Source organism: Chryseobacterium sp. ON_d1 (genome assembly GCF_006829085.1).
GTDB lineage: Bacteria > Bacteroidota > Bacteroidia > Flavobacteriales > Weeksellaceae > Chryseobacterium.
This window is the reverse complement of record NZ_BJTC01000009.1, coordinates 1-19,521: the sequence shown is the minus strand read 5'-3', so window position 1 is coordinate 19,521 and position 19,521 is coordinate 1. Positions and strand designations below refer to the sequence as shown.

Annotated in this window: 16 protein-coding genes; 6 read left to right on the top strand and 10 right to left on the bottom strand. The window is 37.7% G+C overall.

The genetic code is table 11. The features are described from left to right. The first annotated feature begins 4 nt into the window (after positions 1-4). From CRS_RS14745 to CRS_RS14735, 3 genes are all read left to right on the top strand, one after another. Entirely contained in the window at positions 5-1,018 is a 1,014-nt protein-coding gene (locus CRS_RS14745) for a nucleoid-associated protein (RefSeq protein ID WP_142724789.1), read from the top strand. Positions 1,019-1,079: 61 nt separating this feature from the next. Next, positions 1,080-2,042, top strand: coding sequence for a hypothetical protein (locus CRS_RS14740; protein ID WP_142724788.1), 963 nt, complete (start codon positions 1,080-1,082; stop codon positions 2,040-2,042). Positions 2,043-2,200: 158 nt separating this feature from the next. Beyond that, complete coding sequence (locus tag CRS_RS14735; RefSeq protein ID WP_142724787.1) at positions 2,201-2,974, top strand: cyclase family protein; 774 nt, start codon at positions 2,201-2,203, stop codon at positions 2,972-2,974. 86 nt (positions 2,975-3,060) lie between these two features. Here the strand turns inward: CRS_RS14735 and CRS_RS14730 are convergent, their stop codons facing one another. The 6 genes from CRS_RS14730 to CRS_RS14705 form a co-directional block, all read right to left on the bottom strand. After that, positions 3,061-3,813, bottom strand: coding sequence for a succinate dehydrogenase/fumarate reductase iron-sulfur subunit (locus tag CRS_RS14730; protein ID WP_142724786.1), 753 nt, complete (start codon positions 3,811-3,813; stop codon positions 3,061-3,063). Between the two features lie 14 nt (positions 3,814-3,827). Continuing rightward, positions 3,828-5,744, bottom strand: a complete 1,917-nt coding sequence (locus CRS_RS14725; RefSeq protein WP_142724785.1) for a fumarate reductase/succinate dehydrogenase flavoprotein subunit — start codon at positions 5,742-5,744, stop codon at positions 3,828-3,830. Between the two features lie 11 nt (positions 5,745-5,755). Then, positions 5,756-6,412 carry a succinate dehydrogenase cytochrome b subunit gene (locus CRS_RS14720; RefSeq protein WP_142724784.1) on the bottom strand — a complete coding sequence of 219 codons (657 nt, stop codon included), beginning with the start codon at positions 6,410-6,412 and terminating at the stop codon, positions 5,756-5,758. Between the two features lie 16 nt (positions 6,413-6,428). Continuing rightward, positions 6,429-7,859: an anion permease gene (locus CRS_RS14715; RefSeq protein WP_142724783.1), complete on the bottom strand. Its 1,431-nt coding sequence runs from the start codon at positions 7,857-7,859 to the stop codon at positions 6,429-6,431. 19 nt (positions 7,860-7,878) lie between these two features. Continuing rightward, positions 7,879-9,045 (bottom strand): porin, encoded by a 1,167-nt coding sequence (locus tag CRS_RS14710; RefSeq protein ID WP_142724782.1) that lies wholly within the window; start codon positions 9,043-9,045, stop codon positions 7,879-7,881. Positions 9,046-9,190: 145 nt separating this feature from the next. After that, entirely contained in the window at positions 9,191-10,240 is a 1,050-nt protein-coding gene (locus CRS_RS14705) for a linear amide C-N hydrolase (RefSeq protein WP_142724781.1), read from the bottom strand. A gap of 381 nt (positions 10,241-10,621) precedes the next feature. Between CRS_RS14705 and CRS_RS14700 the strand changes: the two genes are divergently transcribed. From CRS_RS14700 to CRS_RS14690, 3 genes are all read left to right on the top strand, one after another. Continuing rightward, positions 10,622-12,820 carry an ATP-binding protein gene (locus CRS_RS14700; RefSeq protein ID WP_142724780.1) on the top strand — a complete coding sequence of 733 codons (2,199 nt, stop codon included), beginning with the start codon at positions 10,622-10,624 and terminating at the stop codon, positions 12,818-12,820. 20 nt (positions 12,821-12,840) lie between these two features. Next, entirely contained in the window at positions 12,841-13,392 is a 552-nt protein-coding gene (locus CRS_RS14695; protein WP_142724779.1) for a biliverdin-producing heme oxygenase, read from the top strand. 117 nt (positions 13,393-13,509) lie between these two features. Next, positions 13,510-14,436, top strand: coding sequence for a malate dehydrogenase (locus CRS_RS14690; protein WP_002977420.1), 927 nt, complete (start codon positions 13,510-13,512; stop codon positions 14,434-14,436). Positions 14,437-14,591: 155 nt separating this feature from the next. Here the strand turns inward: CRS_RS14690 and CRS_RS14685 are convergent, their stop codons facing one another. The 4 genes from CRS_RS14685 to CRS_RS14670 all read right to left on the bottom strand — a co-directional run. Beyond that, the gene (locus CRS_RS14685) at positions 14,592-15,509 is read right to left on the bottom strand and encodes an alpha/beta fold hydrolase (protein WP_142724778.1); all 918 of its coding nucleotides are present in this window, start codon (positions 15,507-15,509) and stop codon (positions 14,592-14,594) included. A 45-nt stretch (positions 15,510-15,554) separates the two neighbouring features. After that, on the bottom strand, positions 15,555-16,028 hold the full coding sequence (locus CRS_RS14680) for a PaaI family thioesterase (RefSeq protein WP_142724777.1): 474 nt from the start codon (positions 16,026-16,028) through the stop codon (positions 15,555-15,557). Positions 16,029-17,224: 1,196 nt separating this feature from the next. Next, entirely contained in the window at positions 17,225-17,563 is a 339-nt protein-coding gene (locus tag CRS_RS14675; protein WP_142724776.1) for a hypothetical protein, read from the bottom strand. Between the two features lie 2 nt (positions 17,564-17,565). Next, positions 17,566-19,521: RHS repeat-associated core domain-containing protein (locus CRS_RS14670; protein ID WP_308463715.1), on the bottom strand; the 1,956-nt coding region annotated here is incomplete at its 5' end.

Genomic DNA, 19,521 nt, shown 5'->3' with positions numbered 1-19,521 from the left:
AAAAATGTTTTCAAAAATAATAGTACACAGAGTCGGAAATAAGATCAACGGAGATTCCCTGACACTTTCTCAGGAAGAGTTGAAGCTGGAAGAAGGAATGGCAGAATTGCTGGAAGATTACTTTTTAGGTTCTTTTAAGTCAGAAGAAACTTTTCATTTTTACAGCGATACCTATCTGGTGAATAATCCGGTTTACAGTGCAGTATCTGAAATTTTTGATGATAAATCCAAGTTTATCTGGGAATCTGAGAATATTGCCAAACATCTTTTTGAAGCTGCAGAAAACCCAAGGGTTCAGAGCGGAGAACTTTTCATCGTACTTTTTGAAGATGAAAGTGACAGACCTGATAAAGTAGACAAAATCGGGATCTTTAAAACAGAAAAGAGAGAGTCTTTCCTGAAAATCAATCCTGGGGAAGAAACATTTGATATTGAAAAAGATCAGGGAATCGGTTTATCCAAAATTGATAAAGCTGCTTTGATCTATAATAACAATAAAGAAACAGGATATGTACTGTCTGTGGTTGACAACAACAAAAACGGCGATATGTATTACTGGTTCGAAGATTTCCTGAAAGTAAAACAGCGTGATGATGAATATTTCCACACGCAGGAAGCTTTGATGGTGTATAAAGATTATATCACCAAACAGCTTCCTCAGGAATTTGAAGTTTCCAAAGCAGACCAGGCAGATTTCCTGAATAAGTCTATTAATTTCTTTAAGGAAAAAGAAGAGTTTAAGCTGGATGAATTTGCCAATGAAGTATTGGGTGATGAACATGTAATTGAAAGTTTCGTAAACTTTAAAACAGATTACGAACAGGATATGCAGGTAAATATTGCTGAAGAATTTCCCATCAGTGAAGCGGCAGTAAAAAAGACGCAGAGACACTTTAAAAGTATTATTAAATTAGATAAAAACTTCCATATCTATATCCACGGAGACCGACAGAAAATCGAAATGGGTGAAGATGATAAAGGAAAATACTACAGACTTTATTTCGAAAAAGAAGTATAAAAATAGATCTCCGGTTCCATAATAATATCATAACTTTATTGCTGATTACAAAATAACAGCTATGAAATTTCTGATTATTTTCTGGGGAGCTTTTTTCATTTTTTTCTGTGCTCCTTTTCCGATTTTATTGTATATGCTGAATGAGGAGCTGACAACAGAACCGAGAAATTCATTAGCGGTGAGCTATGGATATCTCGGTTTTTCTGTGTTAATATGGGGATATGTGATTATTTTCTTTATCAATAAGCTTTTCATTACCACTTTTAAAGAGAAAAATACGATAAAGTCTATTCTTCGGAACGGAATTCCAAGAGAAGCCAGAATCATTGATTATAGACTCCTCAAATACATTCCTAAAAAAAATATGAATCTTATTCAGGTTACGCTTTCATTTCCCAATCTCAGCAATACCGTGATAGAACATAAAATGATGTTTCATGATTCCAAGCCACACGAAAAAAGATTTGATGTCGGAAATAAAATCAAGATATTACTGAACCCTCAGGTATCAAAGGAGCCTTACTTTATTTTAAGTGATCAGAAAGTGGGATTCAATACATCCGGGATGATGTTAAGAATTATTTTTACCGGATTGCTTATTGCTTATGTCATTGGTTTATACTGCTATTTTTATATGAGGGAATCCTTTGATTTTGGCTGGAGGTTTCTGACATTTATGCACCCGATTATTTTCAGTGGTGTGATGACCATCATCTATGTATTGGTTTTTCAGTTGATTTTCGGCAGGTTTTTTAAAAATACAAAAGAAGAACGGATCCTTTTTTCGGGAAGAAATGCTGAAGCCAATATCATTGGTGTCAGTGAGACGGGGCTCACAGTGAATGATCAGCCTCAAATCATGTTTCAGCTAAGTTTTAAAGATTTCAGAGGAACCGAACATATTGCGGTGCATAAGAAAATTGTCAGCCGTCTGAATCTGTCTTCTGTTCCTAAAAAGGGAACCATAGAAATCATGTATGATGAGAATGACCCGAAGAAAATTATGATTCCCAGAGGTTTTTAAGGAAAATGCAAAAAGCATAAAGCTCTAATTGGCTGTTTTGTATTTGTGCATCTCATTTTTCAACATGTCATAAAATTTGTCCTTAGCCGACTAAAAGAGCGATTTTTCAATTTGCCTTTTTGCCTTATTCGCTATCTTTGTCTCCTTAGCTAAATCATATGAAAACAACAATTGTTGATCTGACGAAACCTATCCAATACAATGCCGGAGACCCATGGTTCATGCGGGTAAAAATCAAGCATAAAGCACACCGTCAATCACATTGGCTGATACGTCTGGCGTTGAGGCTGCCGTCAAGGCTTTTTCCTAAAAACTGGATTGGTTGGGCAGATGATACCATCAAAAATATGGGACTTCATGCTACCACTCATATTGATGCTCCATGGCATTATGGGCCTGTAGTAGAAGGAAAGCCTGCTAAAACGATAGACCAGATTCCGCTGGAATGGTGTTATGGAGATGGTATTGTGATCGACTGTACCCATAAAGAAGATTTTGTAGCCATCACCGTAGATGATTTGAAAAAAGATCTTGATAAAAACGGAATTACCATCCGGGAAGGAAATATTGTTCTGATCAGAACCGATCGTGACAAAATGATGGGAACTCCTGATTTTGTGGAAAAAGGAACAGGAATGAGTAAAGAAGCTACCGAATGGCTGATTGATCAGGGGGTGAAAGTCATGGGAATCGACCAATGGGGTTGGGATCTTCCTCTGAAATATATGGCTCAGAAAGCCAAAGAAATGAACGACCCCGAATTCTTCTGGGAAGGTCATCGCGTAGGAATTGAAAAAGAATATTTACACATAGAACAACTTACCAATCTGAGTGCATTGCCTCCATGCGGATTTAAAATCTGCGTATTTCCGCTTAAAATCGTTGGTGGCTCTGCAGCTCCGGCAAGGGTAGTGGCCATGATGAATGAATAGAACATAAATAAAAAAAGAAAGAGCAAACCTGCATTGCAGATTTACCCTTTCAAACATTATCATTTTCAGCATTATTTTTTATTGAGCTAAGCTTTTTTCCTAAAAAATAAAGCCCTGTTATATTCAAAATTCATTCTGGCAATATTCAGTACAGAAATTCCCTGAGGACATTCCACTTCGCAGGCTTCTGTATTGGAGCAGTGCCCGAATAATTCAGTATCCATTTGGGTTACCATATCCAGTACTCTTTTGTTTCGCTCTTCTTTTCCCTGAGGAAGGAGTGTCATATGGGTGATTTTTGCTGAGGTAAACAGAGCTGCACTTCCGTTTTTACAGGTGGCAACACACGCTCCACATCCGATACATGCTGCAGAATCAAAAGCTTCTTCAGCCGTCTGATGGGTAACCGGAATAGCAGTCGCATCAGGCGTCTGGCCCGTATTCACCGATACAAAACCTCCCGAAGATATAATTCTGTCAAAAGCAGAACGGTCTACTTTTAAATCTTTCTTCACTGGGAATGCTTCAGCACGGAAAGGCTCTATCAGAATGGTTTCCCCATCTTTAAATGATCGTAAATGGAGCTGGCAGGTCGTTGTATTTTTTAAAGGACCATGGGCAATACCATTAATCATCATACCACATTGTCCGCAGATTCCTTCACGGCAGTCGTGATCAAACTCAACGGGTTCATCTCCTTCAATAATCAGTTTTTCATTTAAAGTGTCCAGCATTTCTAAGAAAGACATGTGAGGATTCAATCCTTTCAGGTCGTAAGGGACCAGTTTTCCTTCACTTTTTCTGTCTTTCTGTCTCCATATCTTAAGATGTAAATCCATAATTTTCTGTTTTTTTATTTGTAACTTCTTACCGTTGGCTGAATCTCTTCAAAAATCAGAGGTTCTTTAATCAGTTCAGGTTCTCCATTTTCCCCTTTCCATGCCCAGGCAGAAATAAATTGGTATTCCGCATCATTTCTCATGGCTTCACCATCCGGAGTCTGGAATTCTTCTCTGAAATGAGCGCCGCAGGATTCGTTACGGGTTAATGCATCGTAGCACATCAGTTCTCCTATTTCGAAATAATCAGCTACACGGCCGGCTTTTTCCAGTTCTGTATTCATTTGATCTCCCTGTCCGGAAACTCTTACATCTTTATAGAATTCCTGTTTTAGTTTTCTGATTTCCTGAATGGCATACTTCAGACCTTCTTCATTTCTGGCCAGTCCGCAATAATCATAGAGGAGTTTTCCTAATGTTTTATGGAAATAATCAACGGTTTTGGATCCTTTGATATTAATAAAATGATTAATCTGTTCTTTAACTGCTTTCTCAGCCTGCTCAAATTCAGGAGTATCCGGTGAAATTTTTCCGGTATGAATTTCATCCGCCAGATAATTGGCAATGGTGTAAGGCGCGATGAAGTATCCGTCTACTGAAGCCTGTAAAAGTGAGTTGGCACCTAATCTGTTGGCACCATGATCGGCAAAATTAGCCTCGCCTAAAGCAAACAGTCCCGGAACGGTTGTCATCAGTTCATAATCCACCCAAAGTCCACCCATTGAGAAGTGGGCAGAAGGGGAGATCATCATGGGTTCTTTATAGGCATCATATCCTGTTATTTTCAGATACATGTCAAATAAATTTCCATATTTTTCCTGGATCTTCTCTTTTCCCTGTTCCTGTATTGCTTTTGAAAAATCAAGATAAACAGCATTTTTCAAAGGCCCGATTCCGAAGCCTGCATCAATTCTTTCTTTCGCAGCACGGGAGGAAATATCTCTCGGAGCAAGGTTTCCAAATGCCGGATATCTTCTTTCAAGATAATAATCCCTTTCATTTTCCGGAATATCATTCGGTAATCTGTTTTCCCCTTCTTTTAAAGGAACCCAGATTCGGCCGTCATTACGTAACGATTCAGACATTAAAGTCAGTTTTGACTGATAATCTCCGGATTGCGGAAGCGAAGTAGGGTGCACCTGAATCCAGCTAGGTGAAGCCATTAAAGCGCCTTTTTTATGAGCTCTCCAGATGGCAGAGCCGTTACATCCCATTGCTAGTGTAGATAGATAATAGATCTTTCCATAACCTCCGGTCGCCAATATTACAGCATGGGCTGCATGTCTTTCAATATCTCCGGTATCTAAATTCCTTACGATAATTCCTCTCGCTTTACCATCAACAGTAACCAGATCAAGCATTTCATGTCTTGAAAATAATTGTACAGAGCCTTTTCCAACCTGTCTCATCAAAGCCTGGTAGGCACCCAGAAGCAATTGTTGTCCCGTTTGTCCTCTTGCATAGAAAGTACGGCTTACCTGAACGCCTCCGAAAGAACGGTTGTTCAGATATCCCCCATATTCACGACCGAAAGGGACGCCTTGAGCTACAGCCTGGTCGATGAGGTTCAGAGAACATTCTGCCATTCTGTATACATTCGCTTCACGGGCTCTGAAATCTCCTCCTTTCAGGGTGTCTACAAACATTCTGTACACACTGTCGCCATCGTTTTTATAATTTTTTGCAGCATTCACCCCTCCCTGTGCTGCTACAGAGTGTGCTCTTCTCGGGCTGTCCTGGAAACAGAATGATTTGACATTATAGCCCATTTCTCCCAGAGAAGCTGCAATGGAACTCCCCGCCAGGCCTGTTCCTACAACAATGACATCCAGTTTTTTACGGTTGGCAGGATTAACGAGTCTCGCTTTCTTTTTATAATTTTCCCATTTATGTTCCAATGGGCCTTGTGGTATTTTTGAATCTAAAATCATGATCATTCTGTTTATTGATAAGTAAAAAATACATAGATGGGCATCAATGCAAAACCCACACAGATAATGATTGAATAGGCAATCCCAACAGCCTTGAACCATTTTACGAACTTAGGATGGTAAAGTCCCAGCGTTCTTACGGCACTGTGTATCCCGTGAATAAGGTGATAACACAGAGCGATCATTGATAAAACATAAATGATAACGTACCACCATTCTTTAAAGATATTCACTACCAGAATGTAGAGGTCTTTATTCCCATTCTCGTCCAAAGGAGGATTTCCGAATTTGTAGATATACCAGAAATTCTGGAAATGGATCACCAGGAAGATCAGGATTAATGTTCCGAGGATCCCCATATTTCTGGAAGCCCATTGGCTGGCCCTTCCTCGTCTGTCAGTCTGGTAACCACCACCGGATTTTTTATTTTTCAAAGTAATAATCAATCCGTCAACTGCATGCAGAATAATACTGGCATACAAAACATAAGAAACTATTTTGATAATGATATTTCCTGATAAAAAATGCGAATAGGCATTAAACTGCAGGTGCGCCTGTTCTTGTGGAAGGAAAAGCTGAAGATTTCCAAGGAAATGAATCAACAGGAAGAATCCCAAAAAGAGTCCTGTAAGGCACATCAGCATTTTTCTTGACAATGTTGATAACATATTTTTGATTTAAAAATTAATAATATCCTAAGACTTTCATCCACAATCCTCCTACAACCATATAAATGATCAATAGAACTATTCCTATTTCAAGACCTCTGAGCCACCAGGCTTTCAGATCAACATATCCGCTTCCGAAGAATACCGGAGCAGGGCCGTGACCGTAATGAGTAAGTACTCCATAAATAGAACCCATGAAACCCAACATCATAGCCAACAACATAGGAGGAATTCCCAAAGAAACACCCACACCCAGCAATGCTGCATACATGGCAGCCACGTGAGCGGTAGCACTTGCGAAAATATAATGACTGAAGAAATATACTACAATAATAACAGGGAATGCTACCTGCCAGCTTAAACCTCCGATCTGTACTTTGATAAGATTGCTGAACCAGCCAATGAATCCCAATTCATTCAGTGAACTTGCCATCATCACCAATACGGCGAACCAAACAATAGTGTCCCATGCCCCTTTTTCACCTTTTACATCCTCCCAGGTTAACACTGAAGTTAGTAGCAACAATGTCAATCCAATAAATGCAGTAGTCGTGGCATCAATTGAAAGCGCTCCTCCAAAGATCCAAAGACCTAAAAGAATGAAGAATGCTAACAGCATCAGCCATTCGTTTCTGGAAATAGGGCCCATTTCTTTTAATTTCTCAGCCGCCATTTTCGGAGCATCACCTGTTTTTTTCAGTTCAGGCGGATACAATTTGTACAATACCAAAGGAACTACAAAGAATGCTACCGCACCGGGAATAAAACCTGCAGCAGCCCATGACATCCAGGTAATATCAATCCCAAGGTTGGCGGCAAACTTCTGACACATCGGGTTACTGGCTGTCCCGGTAAGGAACATGGATGAAGCGATGAGGTTCATATAGTAACTGTTTAAAGTAAGGAATGAACCTAATTTTTTATGGGTTTCCGGCTTTTCAGGAACGGAATCAAAGCTTATGGCCATAGATTTCATAATAGGATAAATAATTCCGCCACCTCTTGCAGTATTACTCGGAATAGCGGGAGCAAGGCAAACATCGGCAAGTCCTAATCCGTAAGCCAGTCCCAGTGAGCTTTTCCCAAAAACTCTGATGAATAAAAAGGCAATACGGTTCCCAAGTCCTGTTTTGATAAATCCTCTGGCAATAAAGAATGAAATCCCGATCAGCCAGATTACTTTATCTCCAAAACCGGAAAGAGCTTTGGTTATAGATTTTCCTGCATCTCCAGGAGCAACCACCTGGGTAAGAGCTGTAAAGGCAATCGCCATCATACACATCGTACCCATTGGAGCCGCTTTAAGAATGATTCCTAAAATAGTTGCAGCAAAAATGGCAAACAGATGCCAGGCATTCTCGGCAACTCCTTCCGGTGCAGGAATGAACCATATGATCAACGCAACGACAAATGTGATCGCTACGTTTTTGATATTAATTTCTTTCATGATACTAACTGTTTAATCTTTAAAATCTACTCTGTACCTGTACAATGAATAGATTATTGTTGTATTGTGATGTGTTTTCTATCTGATGTTTGTAGCGGTCAAACTGTACTCCCAGCTGAATTCTTGCGCCATAATTTTTCAAAAATTCCAATCCGAACATCGGGGTGATTGTCTGTCTTGGGTTGGAAGCCATTCTGAAATTAGTATCAAGATATTCGTATCGGCAGGATAATTCGAAAGCACTGAGATTTTTATGGTTGATCTCATACCTCAGATTTGGCAGGAAATAAACGCCGCGGATCAGGTACTGATCCGGATTCTCAGGCCGCAGCTCTGGGGCTATGGAATTATACAGAACATGATTGGTGGCCTGCTTGCCTTCCAGCTGCATATCAAGGCTCCATTTCGGGTCAAAATGGATCAGTGAGCTCAGGTCTACTCCCAGCGCATATACTTTTTTGCTGAAAACTTCCCCGATACCACCATTTAAACCTACATTGAAATTATATTTTTTAGATAATCCGAAAACAAGACGGGTGGAATACTGTTTTCCGTTGTCATTGTCATTGATCTGATTTTTGCCGTTTCCGTTAACCACTGAAACCGCATATTGGAAGGGGATTTCTCCCAGCTGAAGCTGTCCCGTGGCAGACATTCCAATCTGGAAGCTTGTCCAGCCCAGTTTTCCGAATTCTGTGTATTGATTAGACCAGTCTAAAGACTTAATAATATCAATAGGATAAGTTTCTTCAATACCGAACCAGGGTCTGAACTGTCCTACGGTAATCGCTAATTTAGGATTGAAAGTATATTTCAGGTAAGCATTTTCCAGGACTCTGCTCTTTGGATCATTTTTAAAGTCAGCAAGATTGGCCAATACAACCACTTCTGTACGTTTACTGATCTGCGCGCGTACCTGAACCCTCATATATTTGAGCATGAAATTATTATCTGTTCCGGATCCATCGGTATGATGAAGTCCGTTGACGTCAACATCTTTGCTCATTCCTACAAGATAACGTGCCTGGAAAAGGCCCTTGATCTGCAGCTGTGGATATTTTATATTATCTTCTTCCTGTGGAGGAGGCGTGGTCTTCAGAGAATCCTGATTCTGTGCGTAGGCAGATAACCCGCAGGCCAGCATGCACAGGATCAGGCTTTTCTTTTTAATTGAAAAAAAGGCCATATCTATTTTTGTTTTTTATTGAGAACTTTATTCTATCACGAGCTTTTATAACTGCCGACAGATCTTTATGATCGGATTTTTGCTTAGCACCTGTCATCTGTATAGAGCAGATTGATGGGATGTTAAGCGTTTATGTGATAAAATATTACTTTAATCCTAAGAATGCAAACGGTGCAGATTCTTTAAATTCTGTATTGGATTTACCGTTATAGGTGCGGTTGTTACTCAGATCCAGTTTCATCACTTTTCCTTTAGGGCTCAGGTCAAAATCCTTAAGGTCTACCCAGAAAGTATTTGGGGTGAAAACGGTTTCAAAATAATATACCAGGTTTTTCTGATCCGAAACAGAACGCCATCTTGTTGATGAAATATTAGGTTCAGTCGCGGAAGTAATTCCGTAAGGCACTGAACAGTTTCTGATCACACTGAAAACGCTGGCTACCGCTGTACGGGTATCAGCTGTCTGCGGAATTGCATTGATGTAGTAAGAAGCTCTTACGAAACGGTCGGCTGCACGGTTGGTCCCCGGAAGCATAACCGTTCCCGGAATCCCTTTCCAGTAATTGTTGAGTGCCAGCTGTTCTTCAAAAATAGGAGAATTGGTCATTACAGTATAAGATGGATCATGGTGAATCACCAGCTTTCCGTCAATATATTCAAATACTGCATTATCCCCTGAGGCATCGGAAATAGAAAGATGGACGGTTGTAAACCTTTCTGTTCCCGGAATATAATCACTTACAATAACGAAAGGTTCCTTTCTGGAAAACTCTACAGCTTCTTTTACGGTGGCAAAATTATCAAGATAATACTGGGCCCATAATGAAATGGCAATGCCTTTTTTACTGCCTTTTCCATCAAATTTAGGATATTGAGATTCTCCCAGCCAAAGCAGGTTGGCAACCAGTCCTTTTTCGTTCATGCCGTCAGCTGAAGCAATATCCCATGAAGAGCTTACAAGACTTCCGTATTTGGCGGTCCATTTCACAGATTTAGAGCCTACCAGTCCATTTCGTTCTATTCCTTTTGGGAGAACCCATAGATTGACAGGGATTTCGTCACGCCAGTCCATAGAACGGGCTGTAATAACGGTATTCTGCGGACCTTTGTACACTACTCTTGTACATGCTTCAGAAGGATTCCATAATCCTATAGAAAGGATCAGAGAAAATAAAATTAATGGGAACTTTTTCATAATAGTATTATTTGAATTTAAATTTTATATTGAATTTATTGTGAATAATTCAATGTATTTTAATCATATTCATTATTTGGTGATATAAATTTAGCAAAATTTGTTTAAATAAAGTAATCATTTAGGTTAATATTATGTAATTTATGTTATGAATCATGGTTAAAGAATGATAATTGGATGGTTACAATTTTTTTTGTATATTTTAAAGATATGATATAAAACAGATGATAAAATAAAGAATGTTTTAATGCTTGTTTTCTTCTGTTTTTTCAATGTTTTACATTGTAAAACATTGTTATACTGTATTTTAAAATTAGGTACCACAAAATAAAAAGCTGTTCAGAAAAATCGTTATATTTGATTAACAGACTGAAAAGACATATGAATTTTATAGAATGCCATGAAGAGCCTATCCATATTCCGGGTTCTATACAAAGTTTTGGCTATTTGATTGGCATTGACGCAGAGTTTCGTACCATTACTTTTTTTAGCAGGAATATTTCGGATCTATTTAAAATCGGGAGCTCGGAACAGCTGTTCGGAAGAAAGCTCACTGACTTTCCGGAAAGTTTTCAAGGCATTATAGACTCAGAAATCTATACTTCACTGGACAAATTTACAAGACGTAAAAATGAAACGTATTTTGATAAAATTTTTATCAATGACAGAGAGTATCATTTTTCTGTTTTCAGAAGTGAGCTTTATATTTTCCTGGAGTTTGAAGAAGTTATCATAAATCCAAATAAACGGATTTCCAATAAGTATGATAACTTTTACATCATCGATAATGAAAAAGAGCTGTGGAATCATCTTCTGGAAACCCTTTCAAAAGTGGTCAATTATGACCGAATGATGGTCTATAAATTCATGATGGACGGTTCCGGGAAGGTAATTGCCGAAAAGAAGAATGAGGATATGGAAAGTTTCCTGGGACTTCATTATCCGGAATCTGATATTCCGAAGCAGGCGAGAGATCTCTACCTGAAGAAAAGGAAAAGGATTTTCAGCAATGTATATGCTGATGCAGTTCCTGTTCTAAGCAAGAGTCCTGACCCTATTGATCTTACTTTTTCAGCATCCAGAGGAATGTCACCTGTTCACGGACAATATCTTAAAAATTCTGGTGCAGCTTCCAGTTTCAGTATCTCAATTATTATTGATGATCACCTCTGGGGATTGGTAACATGCCAGAATGTTGAACCCAAACATATTGATCTTGAAGACAGGGTACAGGCCGGGATTTTTACGGCTTTGGCTGCCAATGCTTATTCCTCTTTTAAATCAAAAAGCGAATTGAATTACCGTCTGGAATTGAACGAAAGAATGTCTCAGCTGAAAACGGAATTTTTAAAACATAATATTTTGTTTGATTCTCTTATTGAATGTAAAGAAGAGATCAGAAACTTACCTGAAGCAGACGGGTTAGCTATTGTTTCTGAAGAAAATATTATAACGGATGGCAGTACGCCTGATCTGGAAACTATTAACAGAATCGCACAATGGGCTCTTGGTAATACTGCAGAGGGGATCTATGTAAGCAGGAGTTTTCTTAAAGATCATGGTGAAGCGCTTGGGTTGTCTGAAAATGCTGCCGGAATCATTGTTTATTTTATTGAAAGAGATAAAAATGAAATGCTGATCTGGTTCAGGAAAGAGTTTGATGAGCACATCAACTGGGCCGGAAATCCTGAGAAAAAAATAGAGGTATTTTCTCAGAACGGAGAGGAAAAGCAAATGGTATCACCAAGAACTTCCTTCCGTATTTTTACCGAAAATATAAAAGGACATTCTAAAAGATGGAATTCCCGAAATATAAGTGCAGTGCAGGCTGTAAGGGATCTTATTTTAGAAACCTCCCACAAAAATTATAATGCAATAAAAAGGCTTAATGATGAGCTTAAAAAAGTAAATGAAGAGCTTGACAGCTTTTCGTACACCATATCACACGATCTTGGAACACCGCTTACCGTAATGAAGCTGAATGCACAGATGCTTTTGGGAAATCTTGCTGATCATTCTGAAAAAAATAAAACCAAAATCAATACAATTATCCAGGAAATCGATAACATGGCTGAAATGATGCATGATGTGCTGCAGCTCAGCCGTGCCAAGCACAGCGAAATCCAGCTTGAAAGCCTGAAAACAGCTCAGACGATTGAGAAAATATCTGAAAATGCCAAAATGACCTACGGGAGTCCAAACAGTGAGATTATCATTAAAGAATGTCCCGATGTGCTGGCTGATAAAACATTGCTTCACCAGGTATTTCTGAATATCATTAATAATGCTGTGAAATATTCTTCTCATAAAGAGCTGCCAAAAGTAGAAATTGAAGGGACAGAAGACGGACAGACCATTATTTACCGAATTTCTGACAATGGTATCGGGATCCCTCAGGAGGAAAAGCATAAGATGTTTAAAATCTTTAACCGAATGGATAATGCCAAAAAATTCAAAGGAAATGGAGTAGGATTGTCTATTGTACACCGTATTATGAAAAGAATAGGGGGTAATGTTGATTATGAAAGCAATAATGAGGGAACTTCCTTTATTTTAACTTTTAAAAAGCCTTACATTTGAGAAACTTTTAAAATGTTATTATGGTATCAGAATATCTTAAACAGAATACGGCAGACTATCACGATGCAGCAGAAAAACTTTTTAATTCTGAAAAGATTTTCAATAAGACTTTCACTTTAGAGGATTATAAAAAAATCATCCATACCAATTACCTGATGCTTCTCCACAGCGAAGATAAAATATTCAGCAGTCTTTCGGATAAGTATGCCGCAAAACTTCAGCTCGATGCAAGAAAAAAGCTTTCCCTCATTGAAAAAGACCTTAAAAGCCTTTCTCTGAAAAATCAGGAAGCTTCCCATCATCTTGAATTTGATAATGAGCATGAAGCCCTTGGCGCTATGTATGTGATTGAAGGTTCTACGCTGGGAGGGAATGTTATTGCAAAACAGCTTTCTAAAACAGACGGTTTCGATGAGGTTACTTTCAACTTTTTCGGATGTTATCAGGAAAATACAGGGCCTATGTGGAAAAACTTTAAAGAAGTCCTGGATACGGAAGTGGCTGAAGAAAACTACAGCAAAGTGCTTTCAGGAGCGAGAAAACTCTATACGTTTTTACTGAACGTTAATTAATTCATTTAATTCTAATTAAATTTCTGAAAAATTGCGCATTTTTTCAGGAATTGTTAAATTTGGGGAGTTTCAAATTTAAAACTTAACTAACAAAAAAATAATTTAAAAAGTAACAATATGAAAGTAACTGTAGTAGGTGCAGGCGCTGTAGGAGCAAGCTGTGCAGAATACATCGCAATGAAGAACTTCTGTTCAGAAGTAGTTTTGGTAGACATTAAAGAAGGGTTTGCTGAAGGAAAAGCAATGGATTTGATGCAGACAGCATCTCTTAACGGATTTGATACAAAAATTACGGGTACAACAGGAGACTACAGCAAAACTGCAGGTTCTCATGTAGCAGTAATCACTTCAGGGATTCCAAGAAAACCTGGAATGACAAGAGAAGAACTGATCGGTATCAACGCTGGTATCGTGAAAGACGTTACTGAAAACTTAGTAAAACACTCTCCGGAAGTAATCATTATCGTAGTTTCTAACCCAATGGATACTATGGCTTACCTTGTTCACAAAACTTCAGGTCTTCCTAAGCACAAAATCATCGGAATGGGTGGTGCATTAGACTCTGCAAGATTCAAATACAGATTGGCCGAAGCATTAGAAGCTCCGATTTCTGATGTTGACGGAATGGTAATCGCTGCTCACAGTGATACAGGTATGCTTCCATTATTGAGCAAAGCTACAAGAAACGGTGTTCCTGTAACTGAGTTTCTGAGTGATGAACAACAAAAATATGTAATCGAAGAAACGAAAGTAGGAGGAGCTACTCTTACCAAATTATTAGGAACTTCTGCGTGGTATGCTCCAGGAGCAGCTGTTTCTGTAATGGTTCAGGCCATTGCATGTGACCAGAAGAAAATGATCCCTTGTTCTTTAATGCTTGAAGGAGAATACGGACAAAACGATATCTGCTTAGGTGTTCCGGCTATCATCGGAGCTAACGGAGTAGAATCAATCGTAAATGTAACATTGACTGCTGAAGAGCAATTGAAATTCGCTGAAGCTGCTAATGCGGTAAGAGAAGTGAATGGAGATTTGAAATTTTAATGATTTACCTGCCTTTTAAGCAGAAATTAACAGATAAAACCCGGCTGTTTCAAATTTGAAACAGCCGGGTTTTTTTATGAATGTTTTTATGGGAGAATTTTATGGCGCGGCCGGAGGCCGCGCCATAAAATTGATTATAAAAATAAAAGCTGCTATTACTTCGTTGTTTTTACGAAATGAGTAACAGACTTCGCAAATTCTTTATTTTTCTCGTAGTACAAAAGATGTCCGCCATCAATAGAAACTACTTTTTGATTGGGAAACTGGAAGGTTTTATAATGCTGAGTTCCGACTGCTTTATCATTTTTTCCGGTAATGATAAGTACCGGAACACGAATGTCCCTGGTGATGGGTGCATAATCGGCATAATATTCAGGGAAATCTTTGGGTTTTGAGATCACTGCCATTCCGAAGTCGATGATGCGGGGATGGAGAGAATCTATTTTATCCATCTGCTTTATGGTTTCGATATCTTCAGTAAGAAATTTATACCCGATTCTTTTTTTCCTTAATGCACTGCTGATTTTAGAAAGCTCTAAAGAAAGGCTGTCTTTAGAAACAAGTCTGTTTTTTGCCTGTAGAAGACTGTTTCCATATTCAATCTGTTCTTTGACGGATTCTTCATTCAGAAAATGAAGCGTAACGTTGGCCAGAATGATTCCTTTGGTATACTGAGGATATTTTTTTGCATAATTGACTGCTATGATTCCGCCAAAGGAATGAGCCAGTAAGAATACCTTGTTCAATTTCAGATGCTGTCTCACTTCTTCAATATCCTGAACCATTTTATCAAGATGATAATTTTCCGATGTGCTGGATTCCCCGGAACCCCGCTGATCCATGTAAACCATCTGCATGTTTTTTTCAAGGGTATTGCCTCCCATCAGTTCAAAAGATGGATATCCCTGCCCCGGACCGCCTGGAATATAAATACAGGTTTCTCCTTTTCCGGAGACTTTATATTTGATCTTTACATGATCTGAGGTTTCAAAGTAACCTTCTGACGGGTGATTCTGAGCTGAAACAACGGTCAGAGAAACGAAAAAAAAGAATAGGAGTGCAACTGTTTTCATATTAGTATAACAATTGTAAAGGGGGATTTATTACTAAATACCAGATTATCTTCCTTTTGCCTTATCACCTCTTAAGGTCATAACAGTGCTGGTTACTGCTGCCACCAGTTTTCCTTCGGTATTGGATATTTCGCAATGATAGACAGTGATGGTTTTACCTGATTGTATGGGCTTTGCATAAGCCGTAAGTTTATCTTTCCAGGTTGGACGGAAAAAATTGATCTTAAGTTCAATACTGGTAAAGCTTTCACCTTCATTCATCAGAGTAGAGTGAGCTGTTCCGATGGCTGCATCTGCCAGTTCACATAGTAATCCGCCATGGATGGTTCCCTGTTGATTTCCATGTATTTCATGATCTGCATTGATGGAGACTTTGGCTTCTCCGGAGGCAACATCAGTTATTTGAAATCCAAGTGTTTTTGAAATCGCGGTAGGATAGATCTGATAGGTTGTAAATTCATCTACATTTTCACTGTTGACTACTTTGGTAAGGTAATCCAGAATAGGAATTTTTGTCATGGATACAGGATATTTTTACAGATAAATATACAGATCTTTACATGAGAAAATCTGAGGTTAACGAAGGTATTTATTTTTTCTATTGAACTAAAATTCTCTAAGAGCAGTAGCTTTTTTTCATTCCTGACAGCGCATCATTTGTCTGGGAGAGAAAATATTCCAGTTTCAATATTCTACTGCTGTACAAAGTTGTAAAACTTGCTTTATCAGGCTATGCTGCTTGACCGTGGAAATGACTTTCTCAATCCAGAATAAACCACTGCAGTTTAAACTAGCAGTGGTTTTTATTTATATGCATATGTACAAGGAAGATTATGGTGTTATCAAGGATTTCAAAATATTATTTAGGAAGTTTACCAGAAAAAATGAATAATATCCAAAACAAAAAACCAAAAATAACATCAAATATTATGTTAGCTGATTTTAATTGATGAAACACTGCAATATTATATGTAATATCGATCAATATGATAATTCCACAAAATTTCAATAAGTATATAATTGATTTTACAATTCTATTATTCATAATTATTTTTATTTTGTCTCACACACGAATCTTTTCGTGTGGTTTAATTTAAAACTATAGATCAAACCATCAGGTTGAATTCCTAAAAATTTTTGTTTTTTATGATCTTATATTTTAACAGATGCTCTTTATTATTCTGAATTACTATATCGACATCACACACGATAGATATTGATTTGATAGTATAAGTTCCACACGAATGATTCGTGTGACAGCAAGGGTATTGAAGATATCGACAAGCTTGATCCTGCAACAAAAGAATATCTGTTCTTTCTCGTTGGTAATACTATACAAAATTTTAAAACTAAACAAGCAAAAAACCTCGCAAAATGCGAGGTTTTTTATCTGTCTGCCACACGATGCAATCGTGCGGTAGCGGGGAGAGCGGGGGAGGTTTTTTATCTGTCTGCTACATGATGCAATCGTGCGGTAGCAGGGCTTTTCGGATTACGCTTTAATTTGGTAATACCAATATACAGATTTTTGGAGTACAAAAATATAACCTGTTCATTTTATATAATTTACAAAGGTAATTGTTTATTAACTTTGATGATAATCGTTATATATTAATATAGTTTCTTAATACAAGAAAATAAAAGGAGACAACCTCTTTATTTATTTGTGGACACGAGCGAGACGCTCGCGCCAGCGGGGAATCCAAGTTTAATGACTATATATTACAAGTTATATCATTATAGGTTTCAATATTAGAGAAAATTTCGTTAATTTCACCTATATCTGAACATGCAGACTCAAGATAACCATCATCAATCATTTTGAGTATGACATTTCGTATTGTCTCTTTTCTCAGATCTTTTACAATAATCATATCCATTGCCCAAAAGTATAATGTATTATCTTTTTCAATGAGATTATTTATATTCAACATTGTAAAAAAAGTTGAAAAAAAAACACGTCCTGTAGGAAGAATAATATTTAAGTCAATATTATCATCATAATAATCATTAATATTATATCCACTTGGAAAGATTACTTTAAAATCCTTCATAATTATTTATTTTTTTTGAAAATCTGATTTATTACTTTTTGTTGATTATGTTTATTTGAATAACCAAGGATTTCTATACCATCAGAGCCTTGTCTAAAATATACTCTTGCCCCCCCTCTAGATCTAGCCTCAAAAATATTTTTACCAAGAATCTTACTTCCAATACCAGGATTCATATTACCTCCACCTAATTGCTCTACTAAAGCTTCAGCCTCTCTGCGTAATAACTTGTTTCCTTTGAATGCCTCTTGTGCTAGTTTTACTAATTTAGCATCTTCTTCTACAAGTGATTTTACAACATTTTTTTCTACAGCTTTTAAAGCACCCTTTAATGGTCCTCTTCTACCTATATCAGGCATTTCCAGCAATATCATAGTATCTTCATCACTTGTAGGCATTCTTCGTTTATCAGGTCCTGAATCAAATAAAGATGCAAAACTAAAACCATTACCATATCTGGTATTGTAATAAAAATCTATATATCCTTGGTTTACTTCATAATTAGAATTCCCATTTAAACTAGCCCTATTATAATCAAAATATTTAGCATAAGTTTTTGCTTTTGCAAAATCATATCCATTGACTAAAACAGTTGCATTAACTCCATCATTAATATTTACCTCTTCCCCAGTTCTTTTATGCTTATATATTGTTAAATGCATTTCAGGTTGCTGGGCAATCATTCCTGTTGGATCATTATAAAAAATAGGATTATTATCTGCATAACTATATATCTGTAAAGTTATTTCAGATAGAGGATCATGCACACCCCATCTGCCAATATCCGGCATATAAAATCTCGTTCCATAATCATACATTCCCATTTCTTGCAACTCCTTTCCGGTGTATTTGTATTTATATGCTGGATTTCCTGTCAATACATTATATCCCTCATGTTTCAATCCGAACGGGTAATAATTACTCTCTTCAATGATCTCTGTTTCTGCTCCACTTTTAGCATAGCTTAATCTGGTGTTTCCTAGGTGGTCGGTATAATTATATACATACTTTCCGGTTTCAACATTAAAATATCCTTCTGCTGTCGGGAAAAATTTTAATACAGAATCAGTATACTGGAAGCCATCCAGATAATCGGTTGTTTCTGTTCCAAAAACCTTTCTTACCTTCACTCCGTCTGCTCTGTAAATATAATCCGTTATCTTGGAATTTTGGGTAATCTTTCCAGGTAAATTTAGATAATTATATTGGATGGAGGAAATTCCTTTATCCAATTGAGTGGTCATATTTCCGTTGAGATCATAAGTAATGGTGCTTCCTGTACTTCCTGATGCTAATGGATATCCACTGATGGCATTTCCGGTTCCAATTTCTTTCAGATAGGATAACTTATTACTTAGTTCACCATTTTCATAATGGTATTCCAGGTTGTCCATTACTTCGGGTGCTGTATATCCCGGAAGCTGTCTTCCTCTTCTTAAAAGCGTTTTTATATTTCCGTTAAGATCATAGGTAAGCTGTTCGTGGTATTCTCCTCTTTCCAAATTCATGGCATCCCAGAAACGTCCTTCTTTAAGACGGTTAAGAGCATCATATTCGTAGGAGTAATTTCTCAATACTGCATCATTTTGGGTAATCCATGACATCTGGGAAATATTTCCATTATACCTCGCGGAACCAGAAAACTGACTGTTTGGGTTATTATAACGCAGTTCGTACGCAAAAAGTTTATTCTGCAGATTAGACGGATCATTAACTTTTGTCATCCAGCCCCGGATATTGTATTTATAATCTACAGTCTGTAATGGGGATGCAGCAGCTGTTCCTCCTACCTTCTTAGATTCCAGCTGGGAAATTTCATTGTATTTATTCTGAGTAAGGTATTCAACAGGATTGTTACCAACCTGGTGGGTATGGGTCAGCAGCCTGTTCTGGGAATCATAAGTGAACTTTTCCACAATGACCTTTTCAGGATCTGAACCCAATCTTCTGTGGTAGGT

Bases quoted from the DNA above. Each gene is read 5' to 3' on its own strand.
- CRS_RS14745 (WP_142724789.1), top strand. From the start codon at position 5: ATGTTTTCAAAAATAATAGTACACAGAGTCGGAAATAAGATCAACGGA.
- CRS_RS14740 (WP_142724788.1), top strand. From the start codon at position 1,080: ATGAAATTTCTGATTATTTTCTGGGGAGCTTTTTTCATTTTTTTCTGT.
- CRS_RS14735 (WP_142724787.1), top strand. From the start codon at position 2,201: ATGAAAACAACAATTGTTGATCTGACGAAACCTATCCAATACAATGCC.
- CRS_RS14730 (WP_142724786.1), bottom strand. From the start codon at position 3,813: ATGGATTTACATCTTAAGATATGGAGACAGAAAGACAGAAAAAGTGAA.
- CRS_RS14725 (WP_142724785.1), bottom strand. From the start codon at position 5,744: ATGATTTTAGATTCAAAAATACCACAAGGCCCATTGGAACATAAATGG.
- CRS_RS14720 (WP_142724784.1), bottom strand. From the start codon at position 6,412: ATGTTATCAACATTGTCAAGAAAAATGCTGATGTGCCTTACAGGACTC.
- CRS_RS14715 (WP_142724783.1), bottom strand. From the start codon at position 7,859: ATGAAAGAAATTAATATCAAAAACGTAGCGATCACATTTGTCGTTGCG.
- CRS_RS14710 (WP_142724782.1), bottom strand. From the start codon at position 9,045: ATGGCCTTTTTTTCAATTAAAAAGAAAAGCCTGATCCTGTGCATGCTG.
- CRS_RS14705 (WP_142724781.1), bottom strand. From the start codon at position 10,240: ATGAAAAAGTTCCCATTAATTTTATTTTCTCTGATCCTTTCTATAGGA.
- CRS_RS14700 (WP_142724780.1), top strand. From the start codon at position 10,622: ATGAATTTTATAGAATGCCATGAAGAGCCTATCCATATTCCGGGTTCT.
- CRS_RS14695 (WP_142724779.1), top strand. From the start codon at position 12,841: ATGGTATCAGAATATCTTAAACAGAATACGGCAGACTATCACGATGCA.
- CRS_RS14690 (WP_002977420.1), top strand. From the start codon at position 13,510: ATGAAAGTAACTGTAGTAGGTGCAGGCGCTGTAGGAGCAAGCTGTGCA.
- CRS_RS14685 (WP_142724778.1), bottom strand. From the start codon at position 15,509: ATGAAAACAGTTGCACTCCTATTCTTTTTTTTCGTTTCTCTGACCGTT.
- CRS_RS14680 (WP_142724777.1), bottom strand. From the start codon at position 16,028: ATGACAAAAATTCCTATTCTGGATTACCTTACCAAAGTAGTCAACAGT.
- CRS_RS14675 (WP_142724776.1), bottom strand. From the start codon at position 17,563: ATGAAGGATTTTAAAGTAATCTTTCCAAGTGGATATAATATTAATGAT.